Below are 19,657 nucleotides of genomic sequence, written 5' to 3' on the forward strand. Positions count from 1 at the left end.
CCCATAGCGAGGACGACGGGGGTGCCGTGGACGGGTTGGTCGAGTTCAGGACCGGTGACGGTGCGGTGGTCGCGGTCGAGGCGGTGGAGGAGCGGTCCGGCTCCCGCCTGGTCTCCCGGGGCGACGGCACGGTCCAGGCGACCCGCACCTTCGAGGGCGCCCTGGACGGGGTGCGGGCCGCCGCGGAGTCCGCGCTGCGCGTCTTCCGCGACGGTTCCCTGAAGCCCGACGGCGTGGAGATCGAGTTCGGGGTGAGACTGTCCGCCGAGACGGGCGCGTTCATCGCCAAGGGCACCGCCGAGGGCCATCTGGTGGTCAGACTGACCTGGTCCCCGGACGCCCCGGAGGCACGCCCCGCCTCATGAACAGCGCCGAGTGGCACGCCCGGATCGAGTTACGCGGCCGGGTGACCGGGGCGGGTTTCCTGGTCGCTCCCGGCACGGTCCTGACGTGCGCGCACGTCGTCGGCGACGGCGGGGACCTGACGGTGACCTTCACGGAGCGGCCCGGCAGCCCGCCCGTGCCCGCCCGGGTCGTCGCCCACGGCGGCTGGACCGGCGGCGCCACCGACCTCGGTGACCTCGCCGTGCTGGAACTGGCCGAGGAGGTGCCCCTCGCCCCGGCCGCCCTGGCCCCGGTCGACGCCGCCCACGGCCCGGTCCCGCGCAAGCTCGTCGTGTACGGCTTCCCGGCCGGCTTCGACGAGGGCACTCTCAGTGAACAGCGCGTCACCGCACCGCAGTTGATCAGTCGGGAGTGGCTCCAGCTGGAGGCCTGGCATCCGGGCGGCCAGCCCCTGGCCCCCGGCTTCAGCGGGGCCGCCGTCGCCCTGGCCGACACCGGCGAGGTCGTCGGCATGGTCACGGCGGCGGCGGGCAGCCGGGACGTGCGCACCGGCCGCATGATGCCCACCCAGGTCATGGCCCGCTACTGGCCCGGCCTGCAGGGCCTCGTCCCCACCTCCGACCACACCACCGCCGACCGGGCCCGGCTGCGCGCCCTGGTCGAGAAGGCGGCCCGCGCGGGCGTCGACTGCGACCCGGTGCGGCTCTACACCGCGGCGGCCGACCCGTTCGACCCGCCGCCGCCCGAGGAGGGATTCGCCTCGCTGTGGTCGGCGGCCCTGTTCGTGCTGTGCGAACTCGACGGCCCGGGCGCCGCACGGACCGTCGCCCGCTTCGCCGACCGGCTCGAAGCGCTGCTGCACCTCCCGGCCGTGGAGCCGTCGGCGCCCGACTGGTCGCCCATCCTCGTCGAACTCGGGCACAGCGGGGCGGGCGACGGCCTGATCCGCGTCGAGGTGTCCGCGTACAGCGGGGGACGGCGGCACCCGGTCGACTCGGGCACGGTCGAGCGGCACCGGCTGCACGCGTACGTGCGGGACCGCATCGAGGCGGCGTTCCGGTATCTGACGCCCGGCGCCGACGAGTTGGTGGCGTTCGCGCTGCCCCGGGACTGGCTGGACTGGCCCGTCGACCGCTGGGAGAGCGCCCCCGACGACACCACCCCGCTCGGCTGCCTCTACCCGCTGGTCGTCACCGACCACGCCCGGCGCAAGGCCAGCACCCGGCACGTGCTGACCCGGGCCTGGAAGCGGCTCGACGCCTTCCCGGGCGCGCGGATGCACCGCGTGGAGTGCTGCGGGCCGGAGGAGCCCGGGCGGCTGCGGATGCGGCTGCGGCGGCCCGACGCCTGCCTCGCCGGGTTCGGCACCGCCCCGGCCGCCTCCCGGACCCGGCCGCACTTCGACACCTCGCTGACAGCGCCGGCCCCGGTGATCGTGTGGTCGCGGGGCGGCTGCGGCTCCGGGCAGGAGGAGTGCGAGGGAGCGGACGGCTGCACCGGCAAGGCCTTCCTGGACGCGCTGGACGCCTGCGTGGCGGCCGTGCCGCCCGCCGAACTCCCCCGCCACATCCTGGCGTTGCGCGAGGAGGCCGACGCGGAGGAGGACCACTGGGCGCGCGGCATCCAGCTGCTGTGGGACGACCCGCGCGTCTTCACCGACCCGCACGCCGTCGCCCCGGCGCACGCGGAGTCGCCGGTGGCCTGACCCACCCCGAGCCCGCCCGGGACACCCGAGGAACACCAGCACGAAACGGAGAGCGGAGACCCACCCCCATGCCGCACTGGTCCGTCTACACCGGCGACAGCGAGCCGCACGACGGCATCGACCACCTCCCCGCCCCACCGCCCTGGCGGGCCTTCGACGGCGGTCCCGCGCTGCCGCCACCCGACGACACCGACGACGCGTCGGCCGTCTCCCCCGACCGCGTGCACCGGGCGAAGTCGTACGTCGCCACGCCGGAGACCGTCCGCCTCGTCAACGCCGCGCTCTGCCTGCGCCGCCCCCTGCTCGTCACCGGCCCGCCCGGCACCGGCAAGTCCTCGCTGGCCTACGCCGTCGCGCGCGAGCTGCGGCTCGGGCCCGTGCTGCGCTGGAACATCACCAGCCGCAGCACCCTCGCCGACGGCCTCTACCAGTACGACCCGCTGTCCCGGCTGTACGCGGCCCGGGACCGGTCCGACGCCGCCGCCGGGGGCGTCGAGGACCACCTCCGGCTCGGCCCGCTCGGCACGGCCCTGCTCCCCTACGGCCGGCCCCGCGCCCTGCTCGTCGACGAGATCGACAAGAGCGACCTCGACCTGCCGAACGACCTGCTGAACGTCCTTGAGGAGGGCCAGTACGAGATTCCCGAGCTGGTCCGCGCCGCCCGCCACTCCGGCGCCGGCACGGCCGAGGTCCTCGCGGACGGCACGGACACGCCGGTCACCGTCCACCGCGGCCGGGTCCGCTGCCGGGCCTTCCCGTTCGTCGTGCTGACCAGCAACGGCGAACGCGAGTTCCCGCCCGCCTTCCTGCGCCGCTGCGTCCGGCTGAAGCTGCGGCGCCCCGACCGCGACCAGCTCACCGACATCGTCCGCGCCCACCTCGACGCCCCCGGCGGCGACGCGGACCGGCTGATCACCCGCTTCCTGGAACGGGCCGGCGGCGGCGAACTCGCCACCGACCAGCTGCTGAACGCCCTCTACCTCACGGGCGTCGCGGGCCTGGACGCCGACTCCCGCGACGACCTGGCCGAACAGCTGATGCCGTACCTCAGCACCACGGCCGACGGCGATGGCTTCTGACGCCGGAGCGAGGCCGTCGCCGCTCCCCCGGCGGGCAGCGGGCGGTGCGCCGACGCCCCAGGACGACGTCGCCGGGTCCGGGCCCTCCCCCGTCGCCCGGCTGGCCGCGGCCCTGTCGGCGGCGGGTGCGGCACCGACGCCCCGGGAGATCGCGGAACTGCTGTGGCTGGCCGGCCAGTTGGAGACGGAGCAGGACCGGCCGCCGGCCGGGGAGCTCCGGGCCGGCCCGCCCGCCGTCCCCGAGGAGGCCCCCGCCACCGAAGCCCCCGCCGTCCCCGAGGACCCGGCCCCCACCGCCCCGGTACCACCCCACCAGGCTCCGCACCCACCCCCGCCCGCATCACCCTGCGCCTGCCCACCCCCCGCTCCCCGGACCAGGAACACCCTCGGACCCACCCCGGCGGCGGATCCCCCCTCCTCGCCCCCGCACCCCCGATGCTCCCCCACCCCCTCGCGCTGCAACGCGCCCTGCGCCCGCTGAAGCGCAAGGTGCCCTCCCCGCACGTCCGGGTCCTGGACGAGCGGGCGACGGCCGACCGCATCGCCCGGCTGGGCGCGCACCCCGACGTGTGGCTGCCCGTGCTGCGCCCGGCCCCCGACCGCTGGCTGCGCCTGAACCTCGTGCACGACACCGGCCCCACCATGCCGGTCTGGCGCCCCCTGGTGAGCGAACTGCACACGGCGCTCGCCCAGTCGGGCATCTTCCGCACGGTCACCCTGCACCCCGCCACCCCCGACGGCCGCGCCCGCCAGGTCCCCGTCCTGGACGACGGCCGTACCGTCACCCTCGTCGTCAGCGACTGCATGGGCCCGCAGTGGCGCCCGGGCGCGGCGGGCGAGCGCTGGTACCGCACCCTGCGCCACTGGGCCCACCGCATGCCCCTCGCCGTGGTCCAGCCGCTGCCCGAACACCTGTGGCCCAGCACGGCGTTGCCCGCCGAGCCGGGCCTGCTGACGTCCCCCGCCACGGCGGCACCCTCCGCGTCCCTCGCCTTCACCCCGTACGACGACACGCCACCCCCGGCGCAGGCCCTCCCCCTGCCGGTCCTGGAGCCGGGCGCCCCCTGGCTCGCCCACTGGGCGGCCCTGGTCGCCGACCCGGGCGGCGCCCGCACCCCCGGCGCCGCGGCCTGGCTGCCACCGGCTCCCGCGCCGCCCGCCGAACCGGCCCCCGGCCTCACCACCGCCTCCCCCGAGGACCTGGTCCTGCGCTTCCGTGCGACCGCGTCCCCGGAGGCCTTCCGCCTCGCCGGGCACCTCGCGCTGGCGGTCCCCTCGGTGCCGGTGATGCGCCTCGTGCAGCGCGCCGTGGACCGCGACCCGCGCCCCCAGCACCTCGCCGAGGTGATCCTCAGCGGCATGCTCACCGCCGTCCCGGGCCCGCCCGGCTCCTACGCGTTCCGGCCCGGCGTACGGGAGTTGCTGCTGCGCTCCCTGCCCCGCACGGCCCGGGGCCGGACCCGGGAGTTCCTCGCCCGGGTCGGCGGCCTCATCGACGAGCGGGCGGGGCTCGCGGCCGGGGAGTTCCGGGCCGAGGCCGACCGCGGCCGGGGCGGCTCGGGACCGGCGTTCGCGACGGTCAGCGAGGAGACCGTGCGGCGGCTGGGCGGAGAGGAGCTGTTCGCCGGGCGGTACCGGCTGACCGGGCGGCGCCAGGCCGTTGACACCCGCACGGGCCGGCGGGTGATCGTGTGCCGGTACCGCGAGCAGCCCGCGCCGCAGGAGCGGTTCCTGCGTGAGGCGAGCGCGCTGGCCGGGATCGACGATCCGCATGTGGTGCGGGTGCTCGACTTCGGGGTGGAGGGCGACGCGCCCTACCTGGTGACGGAGTTCGTGGACGGGCTGACGGTGTCGGAAGTGCTGGCGGGCATCGACTTCCGGACCTTCACCCGCCTGGTCGGCCAGGGCATGGCCGGCCTCGGCGCCCTGCACGCCCGGGGCCTGGTGCGCGGGGAGCGAGGGCCGGCGGGCCTGCTGCTGCGGCCCGACGGCACCCTGCTGCTCAGCGGGTTCGCCCTGGGCGAGGAGTCCCGGGGCAAGGACGCCGAGTCGGACCTCGCCGAGTTCCGGTGGCTGCTCAAGCAGTTGGCCGCGGGTGTGCCGGGGCCCGCCGGGCGCCGGGAGCTGGTGGACCTCATCGAGGAGCACCGGCTGCCCGAGGCCGCCGACTACGCGGCCCGCCTGGACGCGACGGGCCCGTGGCCGCCGTCGCGCTCCGTCACCCTGCTCGGCCCGCCCCGCATCAGCGACGGCACGCGGGACATCGAGCCTCCCTCACCGATGGCCCTGGCACTGCTGTGCATGCTCCTCCTGCGCCCCGGGCGGCGCGTGCCCCACACCGAACTGGCCAGGGGACTGTGGGAGGAGCCGCTGCCGGGGAGCGAGGCCGCCGCCCGCCTCGAAGAGCTGGCGACGGAGGTCCGGCAGGTGCTGCCCCCCGACCGCCTCGTCTCCTTCTCCCGCTCCTACGCCCTGCACGCACCGGACGTGTACGTCGACGTCCAACACTGCGAGGAGCTTCTCGCGGACGACCCCCGCGGCGCCCTCGACCTCTGGTACGGCGACCCCCTGGACGGCGTCCCCGGGCCCGCCGCCGCAGCCGCCCGGGACCGGCTGCGCGCCCTGCGGCAGGAACTCTGGCCGTCCATGGCCCCTGCCGAAGAGGCCGCCGCCCCCACCATCCTCTTCGAGGCCGACGACCTCACCGGCCACCCCGAGGCCCGCATCACCCTCGAATACGCCGTGCACGAGATGCTCTCCCGCGGCGCCCTCGCCCCCCACCGGTTCGACGTGCGGGTCCGCGCCAACGGCTACGCCGTCCACACCGAGCCCGGCACCTACGTCCTCCCCGTCCTGGTCGCCGTCCTGCGCGGCCTGCCCGAGGTCCTCACCGGGCTCGTGGACCCGCCGCCCCTGACCGTCACCTTCTGGGACCGGCCCACCCCGCCGCCCCAGGCACCGCCCGTGCCGGCCGGCATCCAGGTGGTCGTGTCCCCGGCCGTGTACGAAGAGTTCGCCGCCAGCTCCGCCGCCCAGGGCCCCCAGCGCCTCCAGCCCCTCTACCGGGGCGGCGCCGCCGACACCCCGCCCGTCGCCTGGTACTGCCCGCTGACCCCCGCCGCGGCGCCCGAGCCCGAGGTCCGCGACCTGGTCCGGGGCCCCTTCATCGCGCACGACCTGCGCCGGCTCGGGATCCCGGCCCCGGGCCGCACGGCCGTCGTCCACACCCGGCCCGACGGCCCGCTCACCCTCCTCGACCCGGCCCGGCCGTACGGCGACGGGCCGACCCGGCCCGTGACGTACTACGAGGTCGACCTCACCACCCACCAGTCCCACCACCGCGTCTCCCTGCCCAGCTCCGGCAAGGGCGCCTTCGCCGCCGCGGTCGAACTGTCCTGGCACGTCGACGACCCGGTCGCCTTCGTCCGCGGCGAGGTCGGCCGGGTGTCCGAGCCGCTGCTGGACCATCTGCTGGAGGAGGCGGCCCGGATCACCCACCGCCACCCGCTGCGCCGGGCCGGCGCGGCCCAGCGCGCGGTCAACGCCGGGCTGCGCCGGTGGCCCGTGCCGGGACTGTCGGTGGCGGCGTCGGTGCAGCTGGCCCCGGAGGGCGCGGCCCTGCCCGGACGGCAGGGCCCGGCGCCGTCCGACCGCCCGCTGCCCGGTCTGCTCGCCGACGCCGAGACGGTGCTGCTCGGCTTCGACGGGCCCATGGCCCGGCTGTTCTCGGCGAACGCCGCGAGCGAGGCCGTACTCGACCTGCTCGCCCTCGTCGCCGAGCACCGCGATCCGCGGGACGCTCTGCCCGCCGCCGTGCGGGACACCTTCACGCATCCGCTGGACGTGCTGCGGGCCTTCGCCCGGGACCGGCTCGGCCCGCTCCTGCGCGACCGCCTCGACGCCCTCGAACTCCGCGCGGTCCCCGACGCGCCCACCACCCACAACTCCGTGCCGCTGGTGCGCGCCCTGCACGACTCGGGCCGCCGCGTGAGCGTGGTCTCGGACGCCGGCGCACCGGCCGTGCACCGCTACCTCGACCCCTACGGACTCCCCCTGACCGGCATCCACGGCCGCGGCACGGATCTCACCCTCCTCACCCCGCACCCCGACTGCCTGCTGCGCGCCATGCACTCCTCGGGGGGCGCCGCCGCGACCGGCGTCCTGATCGGCTCCACGGTCGCCGAGCTGACCGCCGCCCAGCAGGCCGGCCTGCGCTTCGTCGGCCTCGCCCGCAACACCACCGCCGGGCGGCAGCTGCGCGAGGCCGGCTGCGAGACCACCGTCACCTCCCTCGCGCCCCTGCTGGAGGCCGCCCGCGCCCTGTGACGGAACGTCGAACCCCCCGTTCGGCGGCGCCCCGCCCGGCCCCCTTGGGAAGGCGGCCCGGTGCCCTCCCGCGCACGATGCGAGGGAGGCCCGCCGTCCGGCGGTCCCTGTCTGCGAGGCCCGCCACCTGGCGGCCCCCCACGGTCTGTGCTCTCGGGAGGACCTGCCATGACCGCCAGTCTGGAGCAGTTGCGCCGCTGCCACTTCGCCGTCGACCTGGGGGCGGCCCGCACCCGCGTCTACGTCAAGGGCGCCGGCCTCGTCGTCGACCAGCCGTCCGCCGCGGCCGTGAACACCCGCACCGGCGCGCTGATCGCGGTCGGCGAGCTCGCGGAGAAGATGACGGGCCGCACCCCGGACTACATCCGGGTGCGGCGGCCGGTCTCCGGCGGCACCGTCGTGGACATCGAGATGGCGCAGCGCATGCTGCGCCACCTGCTCGGCGACAAGATGCGCCGCGCTCTGCGCCGCAAGCCGATCCTGCGCGCGGCGGCCTGCACCCCGCACGACGCCGACCCGCTCGCCCAGCGCGCCGCGATCGAGACGCTGGTCGGGCTCGGGGCCCGCCGGGTGGAACTCGTCGACACGCTGATCGCCGCGGCCGTCGGGTGCGGGCTGCCCGTGGAGCAGCCCGAAGCCACGATGATCATGGTGTGCGGGGCGGCGGCCACGCAGGTGGCCGTGCTGTCCCTGGGCGCGATCGTCACCGCCGAGCGCATCCCGGTGGGCGGTGAGGCCGTCGACCAGGCGATCGTGCAGCACCTGCGCCACGAGCACGAGCTGATGCTGCCCAGCCAGTCGGTGCGGCCGCTGCAGCTCGCCCTGTCCGGCAACGGCCTGACCGCGCAGGGCCCGGCCTCGACGGAGATCCACGGGCGGGACGTCGCCACCGGCCTGGCCCGCTCCGTCCAGGTCGACACCGCGGCCGTGCGGGACGCCATCCAGACGCCGCTCACCGCCATCCTGGACGGCATCGGCAAGGTGCTGCGGTCCTGCCCGCCGGACCTGGTCGCCGACCTCGCCGACCGGGGGATCATGATGGTCGGCGGCAGCGCCCTGCTGCCGGGCCTGGACCAGATGCTGCGGCAGGCGACCAACATGCCGGTGCACATCGCGGAGCGCCCGGACGTGTGTGCCGTGCAGGGCCTCGGCGCGATGCTGGAGGGCCGGATCGAACCCCTGGCCCTGGACCCGCTGGGCAGCTGAGGCCCAGGGGGTGTCAGCGGGCGAACCAGCAGCGCACGGTCGTCCCCTCGTCGCCCCGGTGCACCCGCACCAGGTCGGCGATCAGGTTGACCAGCAGCAGCCCGCGCCCGCCGCGCTGGTCGCGCGGTACGGGCTTGCGCCCGGCCAGGACGTCCGCGAGCCGCCCGCCGTCGCGCACCTCGCACACCACGAACCCGTCCTCGGGCCACACCCGCAGCACGCCGGAGCCGCCGCCGTGGACCACGCTGTTCGTGGTGAGCTCGGCCGTGGCGAGGGCCAGGTCGTCCAGCTTGACGCCGACGAGGCCCAGCCGCGCGGCCTCCCCGACGGCCACGTGCCGGGCCTGGGAGAGCGAGTCGGAGTCGAAGGCGAACGTCAGCGCGTCCGGCACGGGCGCCAGCGGCTCGTTGTAGCGGTCGACGACGGCCCCGGGGGCGTACGCGTCGCTGTCCTGCTCCGCCCGGGAGCCGGAGGGGATGACGGTGGGGTGGGTGGCGTACGCGTCGGCGACGACGTGCTCGGGGAGCCGCTCGACGTCGTACGGACACAGGATGGTCGCCGTACGGCCGCGGAAGGCCGCGTTGATGAGCGCCTCGTGCTGGACGCACGCCGGGTACTCGGTGTCGGAGCGCCCGGCCCAGATGGGCTCGCCGATGATCCGCACCCGGCGGCCGGCCGGCTGGGCGTCGGCGAACGCGCGCAGTACGCCGGGGATGATCCGCCCCGGGTTGCGGCCGGCCTCCTGCATGTCCAGGAGCCGCACGGCCCCGGCGGCGTCGCCCAGGGCGTCCCGGATGAGGGCGAGGTTCTTGCCGGGCACGGCGACCGCCACCGGTTCGCCGGCCTCCAGGCCGTCGCGCACGAAGGGCACGGTGGCGTCGAGGTACTCCTGCTCGTCCCGGTAGAAGAGGGCGGGGTGGACGAACGGCTCCAGGCGCCCGAAGGGCTCGGTGACGGGAGCTGTCATGACGGCGCAACCTCGATCCCGGCCTGGTCGGGCCACAGCAGGTCGAGCGTCCGCCGCAGGGCGGTCGGCGGGCGGCGCACCACGAACCGGCGGCCGTCACTCAGCCGTCCGGCGGCGGCCGCGAGCGCGCCAGCGCCCGCGACGTCGACGAACGTCACATCGGACAGCTCCAGGTAGTACACGTCCTCACCTTCGCGAACGGCCTGCTCCAGTACACCTTCCCAGATCGCACGTGTCGTCAGGCCGACCTCCCCCGCCGCCCGGACCCCCCGCCGCCCGGCCAGCGGGAACACCGCCAGGCCCGGCGAGGGGCCGCAGGGCCCGGTGGCCGGCACCGGATACCGAGTGTTCACGCCCTCTCCCCACGCTTCTGGACCACAGCGCTCGTACCCGCCGGGAACAGGCTCATTCCCCCGATCCGTGTGTAGTACGCCGTGCGGCGGGCAGGCGCACCTCACACCGACGTCCACGGGGGCGAATGACGTCGTGCAGTCCGGCGAGACGAACGACGACCGACGAGGACCGACAAGGCGGTGACATGACGTCAGCGGCATCACCACATCTCACAGGAGGACTGAACACCCTGGTCATCTCCGGCCGCGTCGACGCGGACCGCGCCGAGCTCACCCCGCGTGGTGAGCTCGTCCACGGCTGCGCGGACATCCTGGCCAGAACCCTGTCCGACCTGCCGCCCACCGTCACCCGGGTCGACCTGGACATGGGGGGCGTGCACTTCATGGACACGGCCGGACTCCAGTTCCTGGACGTGCTCGGGGACTACGCCCGGCGGCGGTCGCTGACGGTCACGGTCACCGTCACGAACTGGAACGGCCAGCCGCGCCGGATCCTGGAGCTGGCGGGGCTGGACACCACCGACCCCCTGTCCGGCCTGGGCACCAGCGACCCCCTGTCCGGCCTGGGCATCACCGGTCCGGACAGCACCGACCCCGGCACCGTGCCGCCGCCGGCTCCGGCCTCCTCGGCGGTCTCCATGGAACGCGCGGAGCGGCTGCACATCCTCCAGGAGGAGGTCGAGCAGCTCCGTCAGGCCATCGTCTCCCGCCCGGTCATCGACCAGGCGCGGGGCATCCTCATGGCCACCCACGGCTGCACGTCCGACGAGGCCTGGCACATCCTCCGGGAGGCCTCCCAGCTCTCCAACACCAAGCTCCGCGAGGTCGCCGCCGCGGTCACGGCGAGCGCGGAGTCCGACGGCCCGGCACCGTCGGCGGAACTCCGCACGGCCCTGCAGCGGGCCCTCTCGCGGCGCCGCCGGGTCTGAGGGGCCGCGAGGAGGCCCCTCCGTCCGCCGGACCGCCCGAGCGGGGGCCCGGCGGACGACCACCGGTGAAAAGCCGCTCCGGCCAGCCACGGCGCCCTCCCCCCGCCTTCCTCGTGCCCTGCCGTTTGCGCGGAGTCCCGTCGGGTACCCGGCGGCGGCCCGCTCCGGCCTCAGCCGAGGAGAACCCCATGGGTTTCAACCCTCTCGAGCACCAAGGCATCCCCCTGGACCGTCAGCTCCGCAGCTGGCGCGAGCTGGACGTCGACCCCATCGACCCGGACCACGCCGACCCGTACACCCGCTGCCGGATCATCACGATGAACGGCATCGAGGTCGAGGCGATCCTCTTCAGCCACCAGTTCGCCCGCCACTGCCCCGACCCGGAGGTCAAACGGCAGCTGGCGGAGGTCCGCTACGTCGAGCACCAGCAGCAGAAGACCGTCAACTGGCTGCTTCCGGGCCTCGCCTCCGTCCTGGAGACGACCATCGCCTACGAGCAGGTCGCCGTGGACCTCACGGGCTGGATCGCCCGCCACGAGCCCGACCCCTATCTGAAGCAGGCCTACGAGTTCGGTGTGCTGGAGGACTTCGACCACCTGTACCGGTACGCCAACCTCTACGAGATGATCGAGCACCGCAAGGCGGAGTCGATCGTCGACAACCTCACCGAGGTGATGCCGGGCCGGCCGACGAAGTTCCACCACCGCCACCCGCACGACAACGTGCGTGAGCCGTACGACCGTTCCACCGCGAACCCGCTGTCCAAGCTGCACGCCCTGACCATCCTGTCGGCGGAGCAGCAGACCATGAACTTCTACATGAACGTCGGCCCCCAGTACATGGAGCCGATCGCCCGGCAGCTCTACCAGGAGATCGGCCTCATCGAGGAGGAGCACGTCACCCACTACGAGTCGCTCGTCGACCCCGGGGAGACGTGGTGGGAGCAGCTCGTCAACCACGAGTACAACGAGTGCTACCTGTACCACTCCTTCATGGAGCAGGAGCCGGACCCGAAGGTGAGGGCGATCTGGGAGCTGCACCTGAACATGGAGCTGGAACACCTGCGCATCGCCTGCGACCTCATGCGCCGGCACGACGGCCGGGAACCGCAGGAGATCCTCGCCCCGGAGCTGCCGAACGTCCTCACGTTCGAGCAGAACAAGGTGTTCGTCCGCGACCTGCTGGACACCCAGATCGACCTGACGACCCTGGGCACCGGCTACGTCCAGGACGCGCACGAGCGGTTCGAGCGCATGCAGGAGCAGCTCCACGGCGGTGAGGAGCCGCCCAGCGAGCGGGTGATGGCGCAGCACCGCGAGATGTTCGGCCGCGAGTACCGCATCGAGACCGAGGGCGGCCACCCCGACCTCGCCTCCCGGGAGAGGGACTGACATGGCCGACGGCATCACGAGCGACGCGGACGTCGTGGCCCTGCTCATGCGGCAGCACGGCGACATCCGCAACCTCTTCGACGAGGTCGAGCAGGCCACCGGGGACGAGCGCCGGGCCGCCTTCCGCCGGCTGGTGCGGTTGCTGGCCGTGCACGAGACGGCCGAGGAGGAGGTCGTCCGCCCCTTCACGCGGGCCAATGTGCCGGGCGGCGAGCAGGTCGTGGCGGACCGGCTGCACGAGGAGCGGGAGGCGAAGGAGCTGCTGTCCCGGCTGGACGGCATGGACACCGACGACCCGAAGTTCCTGCCGGAACTCCTCGCGCTGCGCCTGGACGTGACGGCACACGCCCGCGCCGAGGAACGCTACGAGTTCAACCACATCCGCCGGCACGCGGACCAGGCCCGTCTGGCGTCGATGGCCTCGGCCCTGAAGGCCGCCGAGGCCATGGCTCCCACCCACCCGCACCCCGGCACGGAGTCCGCGGTCAAGAACCTCGCGCTCGGCCCCCTCGCGGCCGTCGTCGACCGTACCCGGGACGTCGTCCGCAAGGCCCTGGGCAAGGACGGGTGACGTACCGCCGGTCGCTGGCCGGCGGGGCGCTGTCGGGGGTCGGCATCGCCGCGTTCGTCGACGAGACCGTCTTCCACCAGCTGCTCCACTGGCACCACTTCTACGACAGGTCCACCCCCGACGTGGGCCTGGTCTCCGACGGCCTGTTCCACGCCGGGGGCTGGCTGGCCATGGTGGCGGGCCTGTTCCTCTACGCCGACCTGCGCCGCCGGGGCGGCCCGCTGCGCCCCGCGTGGTGGTCCGGCGTCTGCCTGGGCCTCGGCGGCTTCCAGCTCTACGACGGCACCGTCCAGCACAAGCTGCTGCGGCTGCACCAGATCCGCTACGAGGTCGATCCGCGGCCGTACGACTGGACGTGGAACGTCGTCGCCGCCCTGTTCCTGCTGGCGGGCCTGCTCCTGTGGCGCCGGGCCCGGCGCGCGCAGCGCGAGGGAGAGCGGTGACGACCCCGGCTCCCCTGCCCGTCGTCGTGCTCCTGTGCTGCCTGCTCTACACGGCGGCCGCCGCCCGGCTGCGCCACCGGGGCGACCGCTGGCCCCTGCGGCGCGAGGCCGGGTGCTGGCTGGGCGGCGGCCTGCTCGTGGCCGCGTTCGCCGTGCCGTGGGAGGCGTGGCTGCCGCCGTTCACCGCGCACACGGCCGCCCATGTCACGGCCGGCATGGTGGCCCCGCTCCCCTTCGTCCTCGCCCGGCCGGTCACCCTGGCCCTGCGCGCCCTCCCCCGCCCCGCCCGCCGCGTCCTGGTCTCGTCGACCCGCTCCGGCCCGGTCACGGCCCTGGTCTTCCCGCCGGTGGCCGCGGCGCTGGACGTCGGAGGTCTGTGGCTCCTCTACCGGGGTCCCCTGCCGCCGTCCCTGCACCACAGCCCCCTGCTCCTCCTGCACCTCTTCCTCGCCGGTCTGCTCTTCACCTTCGCCCTGCTCGCCGTGGACCCGGTCCGGCACCGGCCGGGTTTCGCGCTGCGGGCCGGCACGCTGCTGGCGGCCGCCGCGGCCCACGCCGTGCTGGCGAAGGGTCTGTGGGCGACGGGTCCGCCCGGCACGGCCTACGCGCCCGCCGACCTGCACCTGGCCTCGCAGCTCATGTACTACGGCGGTGACGCGGTCGAGATCGCCCTGGCCCTGTTGCTGGCGTCCCAGTGGTACCGCGCGCAGGGCCGATCGCTCCGGCCCCACCGGGGTACCCGGCAGCCGGAACCGGCACCGGCACCAGGAGGCACGCCATGAGCGACCAGACCCCGTCCCAGGCCGAAGGCGACCGCGAGGACGACCAGGACACGACCCCACCCCACCCCCACCCCGTCCCAGGCGGAGGGCGACCGGGACGAGAGCGACACGGAGGACGACGACACGGCGTCGTAGACAGGCACACCGCCGCACGCCCAGGACGTACCGTCCTCGGTGTGAGCGATGTGCCTCCCGCGACCGCAGCACCGGCAGACCGACGCGAGCCCCCCGCACCGCCGGTGACCGCCGACGACCCGGCCCTGCGGGCGGCCTACCGGCTGTGCCGGCGCCGGACCAGAGCCGAGGACCCGGCGGAGTACGCGCTGATCCAGCTGGTGCCCGCGCCCCTGCGCCCGGCGCTCCACGCCCTGTGGGCGGCGGCCAACGCCCTCGACGACCTGGGCGACGACCGCACGGCGCCCGCCGCCGAACGGGCCGCCCGGGTCGCGGCCTGGATCACCGCCCTGCACCGCGAACTGCCCACCGGGACGAGCCCGGACCCCATCCGCCGCGCCCTGGTGGACACGGCGACCCGCTGGCGCCTGGACCTGTCCGAACTGCACGGCGCCATGACCCAGGTCCGGGAGGACACCGACGGCCGGCGCTTCGGCGACTGGACCGCGTGGCGCACCTGGGGCCGGGACAACCTGCTGCCCTGGTTCGGTCAGGTCCGCGCCGTCTTCGACCGCTCCGGCGTCCCCGTGGCCCTGCGCCTGGACACGCGGGAGAGCTACGAGGAGTTCCTCGACGGCGTCCGGCTCACCGACATCCTCAGCGACCTGTCCGCCGACCTCGCCCAGGGCGACCTCCTCGTGCCCGACGAGGCGCTCGACCGGCACCCCGGTGCGGCGGACGACCTGCTCCGCCGCCGCTGGAGCCCGGCCGTGGCGGCCCTGGTCACGGACCTGACCGGGCTGGCCCGCCAGTGGGTGACCCAGGACTCCCTCGTCCGCGGCATGCACCCGGGCCCCGCCACCGTCCTGCGGGCGATGGCCGCCCTGCTGCGCGCCCAGCTCGACGCCATCGACTCCGCCGGTCCCGCCCTCCTGCGCGCCCGGCCCCGGCCCCCGCTCCGCATCCGGGCCCGTATCCTCGCCCCGGCCCGGGCCCGTGCCGCCCTGGCCTGGCGCCTGACCCCGCTCACCGTGCCGCCACACCGGCAGCCCGGCCCGCACCGGCCCGCCGCGGCCGCCCGGCCGGCCCCCGCCGCCGTCTTCCGCCTCCCGCCGCCCCACCCCAGCGGCCGGCGCCCCCCGCGGATCCCGCCCGGCCGGCTCCCCCACCACGTCGCGGTGATCATGGACGGCAACGGCCGCTGGGCCCAGCAGCGCGGCCTGCCCCGGTACGAGGGCCACCGCGCCGGCGCCACCGCCGCCCGCGACGTGGTCCACGGCGCGCTGGAGCTGGGCCTGCGGCACCTGACGCTCTACACCTTCTCCACCGAGAACTGGAGCCGCGACGCCGAGGAGGTCGACGCGCTCCTCGACGTCCTGCGCCGCGAACTGGACGACGACCCCTTCCGCGACCTCGACGTCCGCCTGCGCTGGCACGGCCGCGCCGGCCGCCTGCCCCCCGACCTGGTCGACCTCCTCCACCTCCGGGAGCGCACCACCCGCACCCGCACCGGCCTGACCCTGACGATGTGCATCGACTACGGCGGCCGGGACGAACTCACCCGCACCGCCGCCGCCCTGGCCCGCCGGACCCGCGCGGGCCACCTCGACCCCGACCTGATCACCGAGGACGACTTCGCGCGCCATCTGCCCCACCCGGACCTGCCGGACGTCGACCTGCTCTGGCGCACCGGCAACGAGCAGCGCACCTCCAACTTCCTGCCCTGGCACACGGCTTACGCCGAGCTGTACTTCACGCCGGGCCTCTGGCCCGACACCGACCGCCGCGACCTGTGGCAGGCCGTCACGGCCTACACCCACCGCCAACGCCGTCTCGGCACCGCTCCGACCACCCCGATTCTGCCCCGAATGCACCAATAAGTGTTCTACGTCACAGTGGAAACACAGCGGAGGAAGAGAGCGGTGGTGTGACATGAACGCCTTCCCCAAGCCCGTGATCGACGCCATGGCCGCCCGGACGATGCGCCTGCACCACATGCTGTGGCACACCGCCCGCGACTCCTGGGCGGTGCTGACCCCGCAGGAGAAGGCGGTCTTCCGCGACCACGGCTGGGATCCGCCGCGCCCCTCCCTGACCGCGCCGCACCCGGTCACCGGCATCCGCTCCGTCGAGCGCGACAACGGCTCGGGCGAGGACTTCCTGTACATGCACCGCGAGATGATCGCCGCGGTCGACGAGATCCTCGCCGAGGTGGGCGACCCGCAGCACCCTCGCGTGGAGGGCTGGCCGACGGTCCCCGCCCCCGAGGACACCGCCTACCCGGTCCCACCCGCCTTCGACATCCCGGACGACCCGGCGACCTCCGACGCCATCCGGAACGCCAAGACCCGGGCGTCGTTCGATCAGCTCCGCGCCTGGGAGGCGGAGTTCACCGACCCGGCCGCGCTGCGCCAGATGACCCTGGGCCGCCTCGGCGCCAGGATCGAGTTCGGCATCCACAACCGCATGCATCTGCGCTGGGCCGCCGAAATGCCCGCCTACCGGCCCGGCGGCGACGCCTTCAGCGTCGACCCCCGCTGGGACGACGCCGATTACGACTGGCTCGCCGACACCTACTCCGCCCACGTGAACCCGGTCTTCTGGAAGCTCCACGGCTGGGTGGACGCCCGGATCGACGACTGGATGACCGCCAACGAGCTGACGGGCCCGGTCCCCTGGAGCTTCGACCCACCGTGGAGCGGCCCCGAGGGCCACCACCATCACCGCGTCTCCCGGCCGTCGCTGGAGTCGCGTCTGAGCGACATGGAGTCCACGGCCGAACACCTGAGGCAGGCGGGCATCGCCCAGCCGCCCCGCTTCCCCGTCTTCGACGACGTCTGAGCGAACCGCCCATGATGAGACGTTTCCGCAGGTCACAACCTGCGCAGTGGGGCGGGTGGGACTCGAACCCACGGCCGACGGATTATGAGTCCGCTGCTCTAACCGGCTGAGCTACCGCCCCATAGCGGCGTGTCGCGTACATGTGTGCGCGCCGTCTGCCGCAGCATAGCCGCTCATACGATCTCCTGCTTCGGATGGTCGGCTCGGCCACGGCGTTCGTGACCTTGATGACTCCGTCACGGGCCGGACGGTTCCACCGGACATGAAAAAGGACCCCTGAGGGGTCCTCGTTCACCATGCTCCCCCGACTGGACTCGAACCAGTAACCTGCCGGTTAACAGCCGGCTGCTCTGCCAATTGAGCTACGGAGGACCGAGCTCCCCGGACTGGACTCGAACCAGTAACCTGCCGGTTAACAGCCGGCTGCTCTGCCAATTGAGCTACCGAGGAAGGTCTCGTTGCATCGAACGTACCTACCTGGGTATTCGCCAGGGGGCGCGCGCTCGCTGCGACACATACATTAGCGCAAGCAGGGGGGTGCTCCGCCAATCGGTACTCCCCGGCGCCGACGCCCCACCGGAGACCTACGCAAGGAAAGGGTGGCCGCCATGCGTTACCGGCTCACGTTCGTCGCCGGAGTCGTCCTGGGTTACGTGCTGGGCACGAGGGCCGGGCGCGAGCGCTACGAACAGCTGAAGAAGTCGGCCCGGCAGTTCGCACAGAACCCCGCCGTCCGCAACACCGCGGAGTCCGCGGCCCACCAGGGCCGTGAGATCGCGGGCAAGGCCTACCACGTGGTCAGCGACAAGGTCGGCGACCGCGTCCCGGACTCGGTCGCCGACCGTGTCCGCCACCTCAGGGAGCGCGCCACCCACAACGGCGGCGCGGACGACTGGGGCACGAGCAATACGTAACAGTTCCTTCCCAGGCACCGAGCACACCCAGGCCCCCCAGGGGCGCGGGGAACTGCGCGACCAGCCACGCAGCACTGGCACCCAGAACCCGGCGGCCCACCCCCACGGTGCCCACGGCTCAAGCCAGCGCAGCGGTACGGCAGAATTTTGGCCATGGGGATAGTCGCCGGGTTGGACAGTTCACCCGATTTCACTCGTATCGTCGTCTGTGACGCGGACACCGGAGCCGTGCTCAGGCAGGGATATGCGCCGCATCCGGTGGAGAGCCCCGACGGCGGCCGGCCGTCCGACGTCGACCCGCAGGCCTGGCTGCTGTCCCTGGGCGAGGCTGCGGGCGGCGGGCTGCTGGAGGGCGTGCAGGCGATCGGCGTCTCGGCGCAGCAGAACGCCGTCGTGCCGCTGGACGCGCAGGGGAACACCGTGCGGCCGGCGATGGTCGGCGGTGACAAGCGGACGCAGGTCGCGGCGGCCGATCTGGTCGACGCGCTCGGCGGGCGCGAGGCGTGGGCGCAGGCCGTGGGGTGTGTGCCGCAGGCCGCGCAGCCGGTGACGAAGCTGCGCTGGCTGGCCCGGACCGAGCCGGAGAACGCACAGCGCACCGCGATCCTGCTGCAGGCGCACGACTGGCTGGTGTGGCAGCTGCTGGGCCGGCCGGTCCGCAGGACCACCGACCGGGGCGGGGCGTCCGGCACGGGGTACTGGTCGGCGGCGACCGGTGCCTACCGGCCCGACCTGGTCGAGTTGGCGCTCGGCCACCAGGTGATGCTGCCGGAGGTGATCGGCCCGGCGGACGCCGCCGGTACGACGCCGGAGGGGCTGCTGATCTCCGTGGGGACCGGCGAGACCATGGCGGCGGCGTTCGGGCTGGGCATCGGCCTCGGGGACGCGGTCGTCTCGCTCGGGGCGTCCGGGTCGGTGATGGCCGTGCACCCCGAGGCGCTGGTCGACGGCTCCGGGATGATCACCGCGCTCGCCGACGCGACCGGCATGCACCTGCCCGTCGTCACCACGCTGAACGCCGTACGGACCCTGCGCGGGGCCGCCGAGCTGCTGGGGCTGCCCGATCTGGAGAGCCTGTCCGACCTGGCGATGAAGTCGACGCCGGGGGCGCACGGGCTGGTGCTGCTGCCCTATCTGGAGGGTGAGCGGACGCCGAACCTGCCGCATGTCGCCGGGACCCTGGCGGGGCTCCGGCGGGAGTCGATGAAGCCGGAGCATCTGGCCCGGGCGGCGTTCGAGGGCATGCTGTGCGGGCTCGCGGACGCGCTGGACGTGCTGCGCGCCCGGGGTGTGGAGGTGCGGCGGGTGTTCCTGCTCGGGCCGGCCGCCGAGCTGCCCGCCGTGCAGGCCGCGGCGCCCTCGCTGTTCGGGACGCAGGTCGTGGTGCCGCAGCCCGCGGACTACGCGGCGATCGGTGCCGCCCGGCAGGCGGCCTGGGCGCTCGGGGCGTCGCAGGGCACGCTCGACGCGCGGACCCCGCCGGCCTGGCAGGGCGCGGTCGCGCAGGTGCTGGAGCCCGGGGAGGAGCTTGCGGTGGGGCAGGCGGTGCGGCAGCAGTTCGTGGCGGTGCGGGAGCAGACGCACCCCGGGGCGTTCTGACCGCCTGTTGGGTTAATTCGGTTGAGGTAACGCCGGTGGAGTGTTCGACGATAGGGGCCAAGGGCAACCAACCGCCCCGTCACCCACTCCGA

The 19,657-nt window shown here is 74.6% G+C and carries 16 protein-coding genes and 3 tRNA genes; 14 read left to right on the forward strand and 5 right to left on the reverse strand.

Annotated features, from left to right (window positions below; all coding sequences use genetic code 11):
- Positions 1-26: 26 nt before the first annotated feature.
- The 5 genes from C1703_RS11895 to C1703_RS11920 all read left to right on the forward strand — a co-directional run bounded on the left by C1703_RS11895 (position 27) and on the right by C1703_RS11920 (position 8,661).
- Positions 27-365, forward strand: coding sequence for a CU044_2847 family protein (locus C1703_RS11895; RefSeq protein ID WP_114252145.1), 339 nt, complete (start codon positions 27-29; stop codon positions 363-365).
- A complete protein-coding gene (locus C1703_RS11900; protein WP_114252147.1) occupies positions 362-2,050 on the forward strand; it encodes a trypsin-like peptidase domain-containing protein in 1,689 nt (562 codons plus the stop codon). Before C1703_RS11895 ends, C1703_RS11900 begins: the two co-directional genes overlap by 4 nt.
- 68 nt (positions 2,051-2,118) lie before the next feature.
- A complete protein-coding gene (locus C1703_RS11905) occupies positions 2,119-3,129 on the forward strand; it encodes a MoxR family ATPase (protein ID WP_114252150.1) in 1,011 nt (336 codons plus the stop codon).
- Between the two features lie 162 nt (positions 3,130-3,291).
- Positions 3,292-7,455, forward strand: coding sequence for an SAV_2336 N-terminal domain-related protein (locus C1703_RS39640; protein ID WP_269803202.1), 4,164 nt, complete (start codon positions 3,292-3,294; stop codon positions 7,453-7,455).
- A 168-nt stretch (positions 7,456-7,623) separates the two neighbouring features.
- Positions 7,624-8,661, forward strand: coding sequence for a rod shape-determining protein (locus C1703_RS11920; RefSeq protein ID WP_114252152.1), 1,038 nt, complete (start codon positions 7,624-7,626; stop codon positions 8,659-8,661).
- A gap of 13 nt (positions 8,662-8,674) precedes the next feature.
- Here C1703_RS11920 and C1703_RS11925 read toward each other — a convergent pair whose 3' ends face one another.
- Both C1703_RS11925 and C1703_RS11930 read right to left on the reverse strand, forming a co-directional pair.
- Complete coding sequence (locus C1703_RS11925; RefSeq protein WP_114252154.1) at positions 8,675-9,628, reverse strand: sensor histidine kinase; 954 nt, start codon at positions 9,626-9,628, stop codon at positions 8,675-8,677.
- Positions 9,625-9,981: an STAS domain-containing protein gene (locus C1703_RS11930; protein WP_114252156.1), complete on the reverse strand. Its 357-nt coding sequence runs from the start codon at positions 9,979-9,981 to the stop codon at positions 9,625-9,627. Before C1703_RS11930 ends, C1703_RS11925 begins: the two co-directional genes overlap by 4 nt.
- Before the next feature lie 185 nt (positions 9,982-10,166).
- Here C1703_RS11930 and C1703_RS11935 point away from each other — a divergent pair, with 185 nt between their 5' ends.
- The 7 genes from C1703_RS11935 (at position 10,167) to C1703_RS11965 (ending at position 17,052) form a co-directional block, all read left to right on the forward strand.
- Positions 10,167-10,910 carry an ANTAR domain-containing protein gene (locus C1703_RS11935; protein ID WP_114252158.1) on the forward strand — a complete coding sequence of 248 codons (744 nt, stop codon included), beginning with the start codon at positions 10,167-10,169 and terminating at the stop codon, positions 10,908-10,910.
- Positions 10,911-11,098: 188 nt separating this feature from the next.
- Positions 11,099-12,301 carry a hypothetical protein gene (locus C1703_RS11940; protein ID WP_114252160.1) on the forward strand — a complete coding sequence of 401 codons (1,203 nt, stop codon included), beginning with the start codon at positions 11,099-11,101 and terminating at the stop codon, positions 12,299-12,301.
- 1 nt (position 12,302) lies between these two features.
- On the forward strand, positions 12,303-12,872 hold the full coding sequence (locus tag C1703_RS11945) for a hemerythrin domain-containing protein (RefSeq protein ID WP_114252161.1): 570 nt from the start codon (positions 12,303-12,305) through the stop codon (positions 12,870-12,872).
- On the forward strand, positions 12,869-13,315 hold the full coding sequence (locus tag C1703_RS11950; protein ID WP_198678143.1) for a DUF2243 domain-containing protein: 447 nt from the start codon (positions 12,869-12,871) through the stop codon (positions 13,313-13,315). The genes C1703_RS11945 and C1703_RS11950 overlap by 4 nt, the downstream gene beginning before the upstream one ends.
- On the forward strand, positions 13,312-14,097 hold the full coding sequence (locus tag C1703_RS11955) for a cytochrome c oxidase assembly protein (protein ID WP_114252163.1): 786 nt from the start codon (positions 13,312-13,314) through the stop codon (positions 14,095-14,097). Before C1703_RS11950 ends, C1703_RS11955 begins: the two co-directional genes overlap by 4 nt.
- 176 nt (positions 14,098-14,273) lie before the next feature.
- Positions 14,274-16,091, forward strand: a complete 1,818-nt coding sequence (gene uppS, locus C1703_RS11960) for a polyprenyl diphosphate synthase (protein ID WP_343236397.1) — start codon at positions 14,274-14,276, stop codon at positions 16,089-16,091.
- A 52-nt stretch (positions 16,092-16,143) separates the two neighbouring features.
- Positions 16,144-17,052, forward strand: coding sequence for a Tat pathway signal protein (locus tag C1703_RS11965; RefSeq protein WP_114252167.1), 909 nt, complete (start codon positions 16,144-16,146; stop codon positions 17,050-17,052).
- Between the two features lie 47 nt (positions 17,053-17,099).
- On the opposite strand, the gene C1703_RS11970 is transcribed toward C1703_RS11965, so the two are convergent.
- The 3 genes from C1703_RS11970 to C1703_RS11980 all read right to left on the reverse strand — a co-directional run bounded on the left by C1703_RS11970 (position 17,100) and on the right by C1703_RS11980 (position 17,502).
- Positions 17,100-17,173: transfer RNA gene (locus C1703_RS11970), tRNA-Ile, on the reverse strand.
- Positions 17,174-17,351: 178 nt separating this feature from the next.
- Positions 17,352-17,424, reverse strand: a tRNA-Asn gene (locus C1703_RS11975).
- A 5-nt stretch (positions 17,425-17,429) separates the two neighbouring features.
- A tRNA-Asn gene (locus C1703_RS11980) sits at positions 17,430-17,502 on the reverse strand.
- Positions 17,503-17,660: 158 nt separating this feature from the next.
- On the opposite strand from C1703_RS11980, the gene C1703_RS11985 reads away from it, so the two are divergent.
- A complete protein-coding gene (locus tag C1703_RS11985) occupies positions 17,661-17,966 on the forward strand; it encodes a YtxH domain-containing protein (protein ID WP_114252169.1) in 306 nt (101 codons plus the stop codon).
- Positions 17,967-18,119: 153 nt separating this feature from the next.
- Positions 18,120-19,565, forward strand: a complete 1,446-nt coding sequence (locus C1703_RS11990; protein ID WP_114252171.1) for an FGGY family carbohydrate kinase — start codon at positions 18,120-18,122, stop codon at positions 19,563-19,565.
- The last annotated feature ends 92 nt before the right edge of the window (positions 19,566-19,657 follow it).

Source organism: Streptomyces sp. Go-475 (genome assembly GCF_003330845.1).
In the GTDB taxonomy this organism is placed as follows: domain Bacteria; phylum Actinomycetota; class Actinomycetes; order Streptomycetales; family Streptomycetaceae; genus Streptomyces.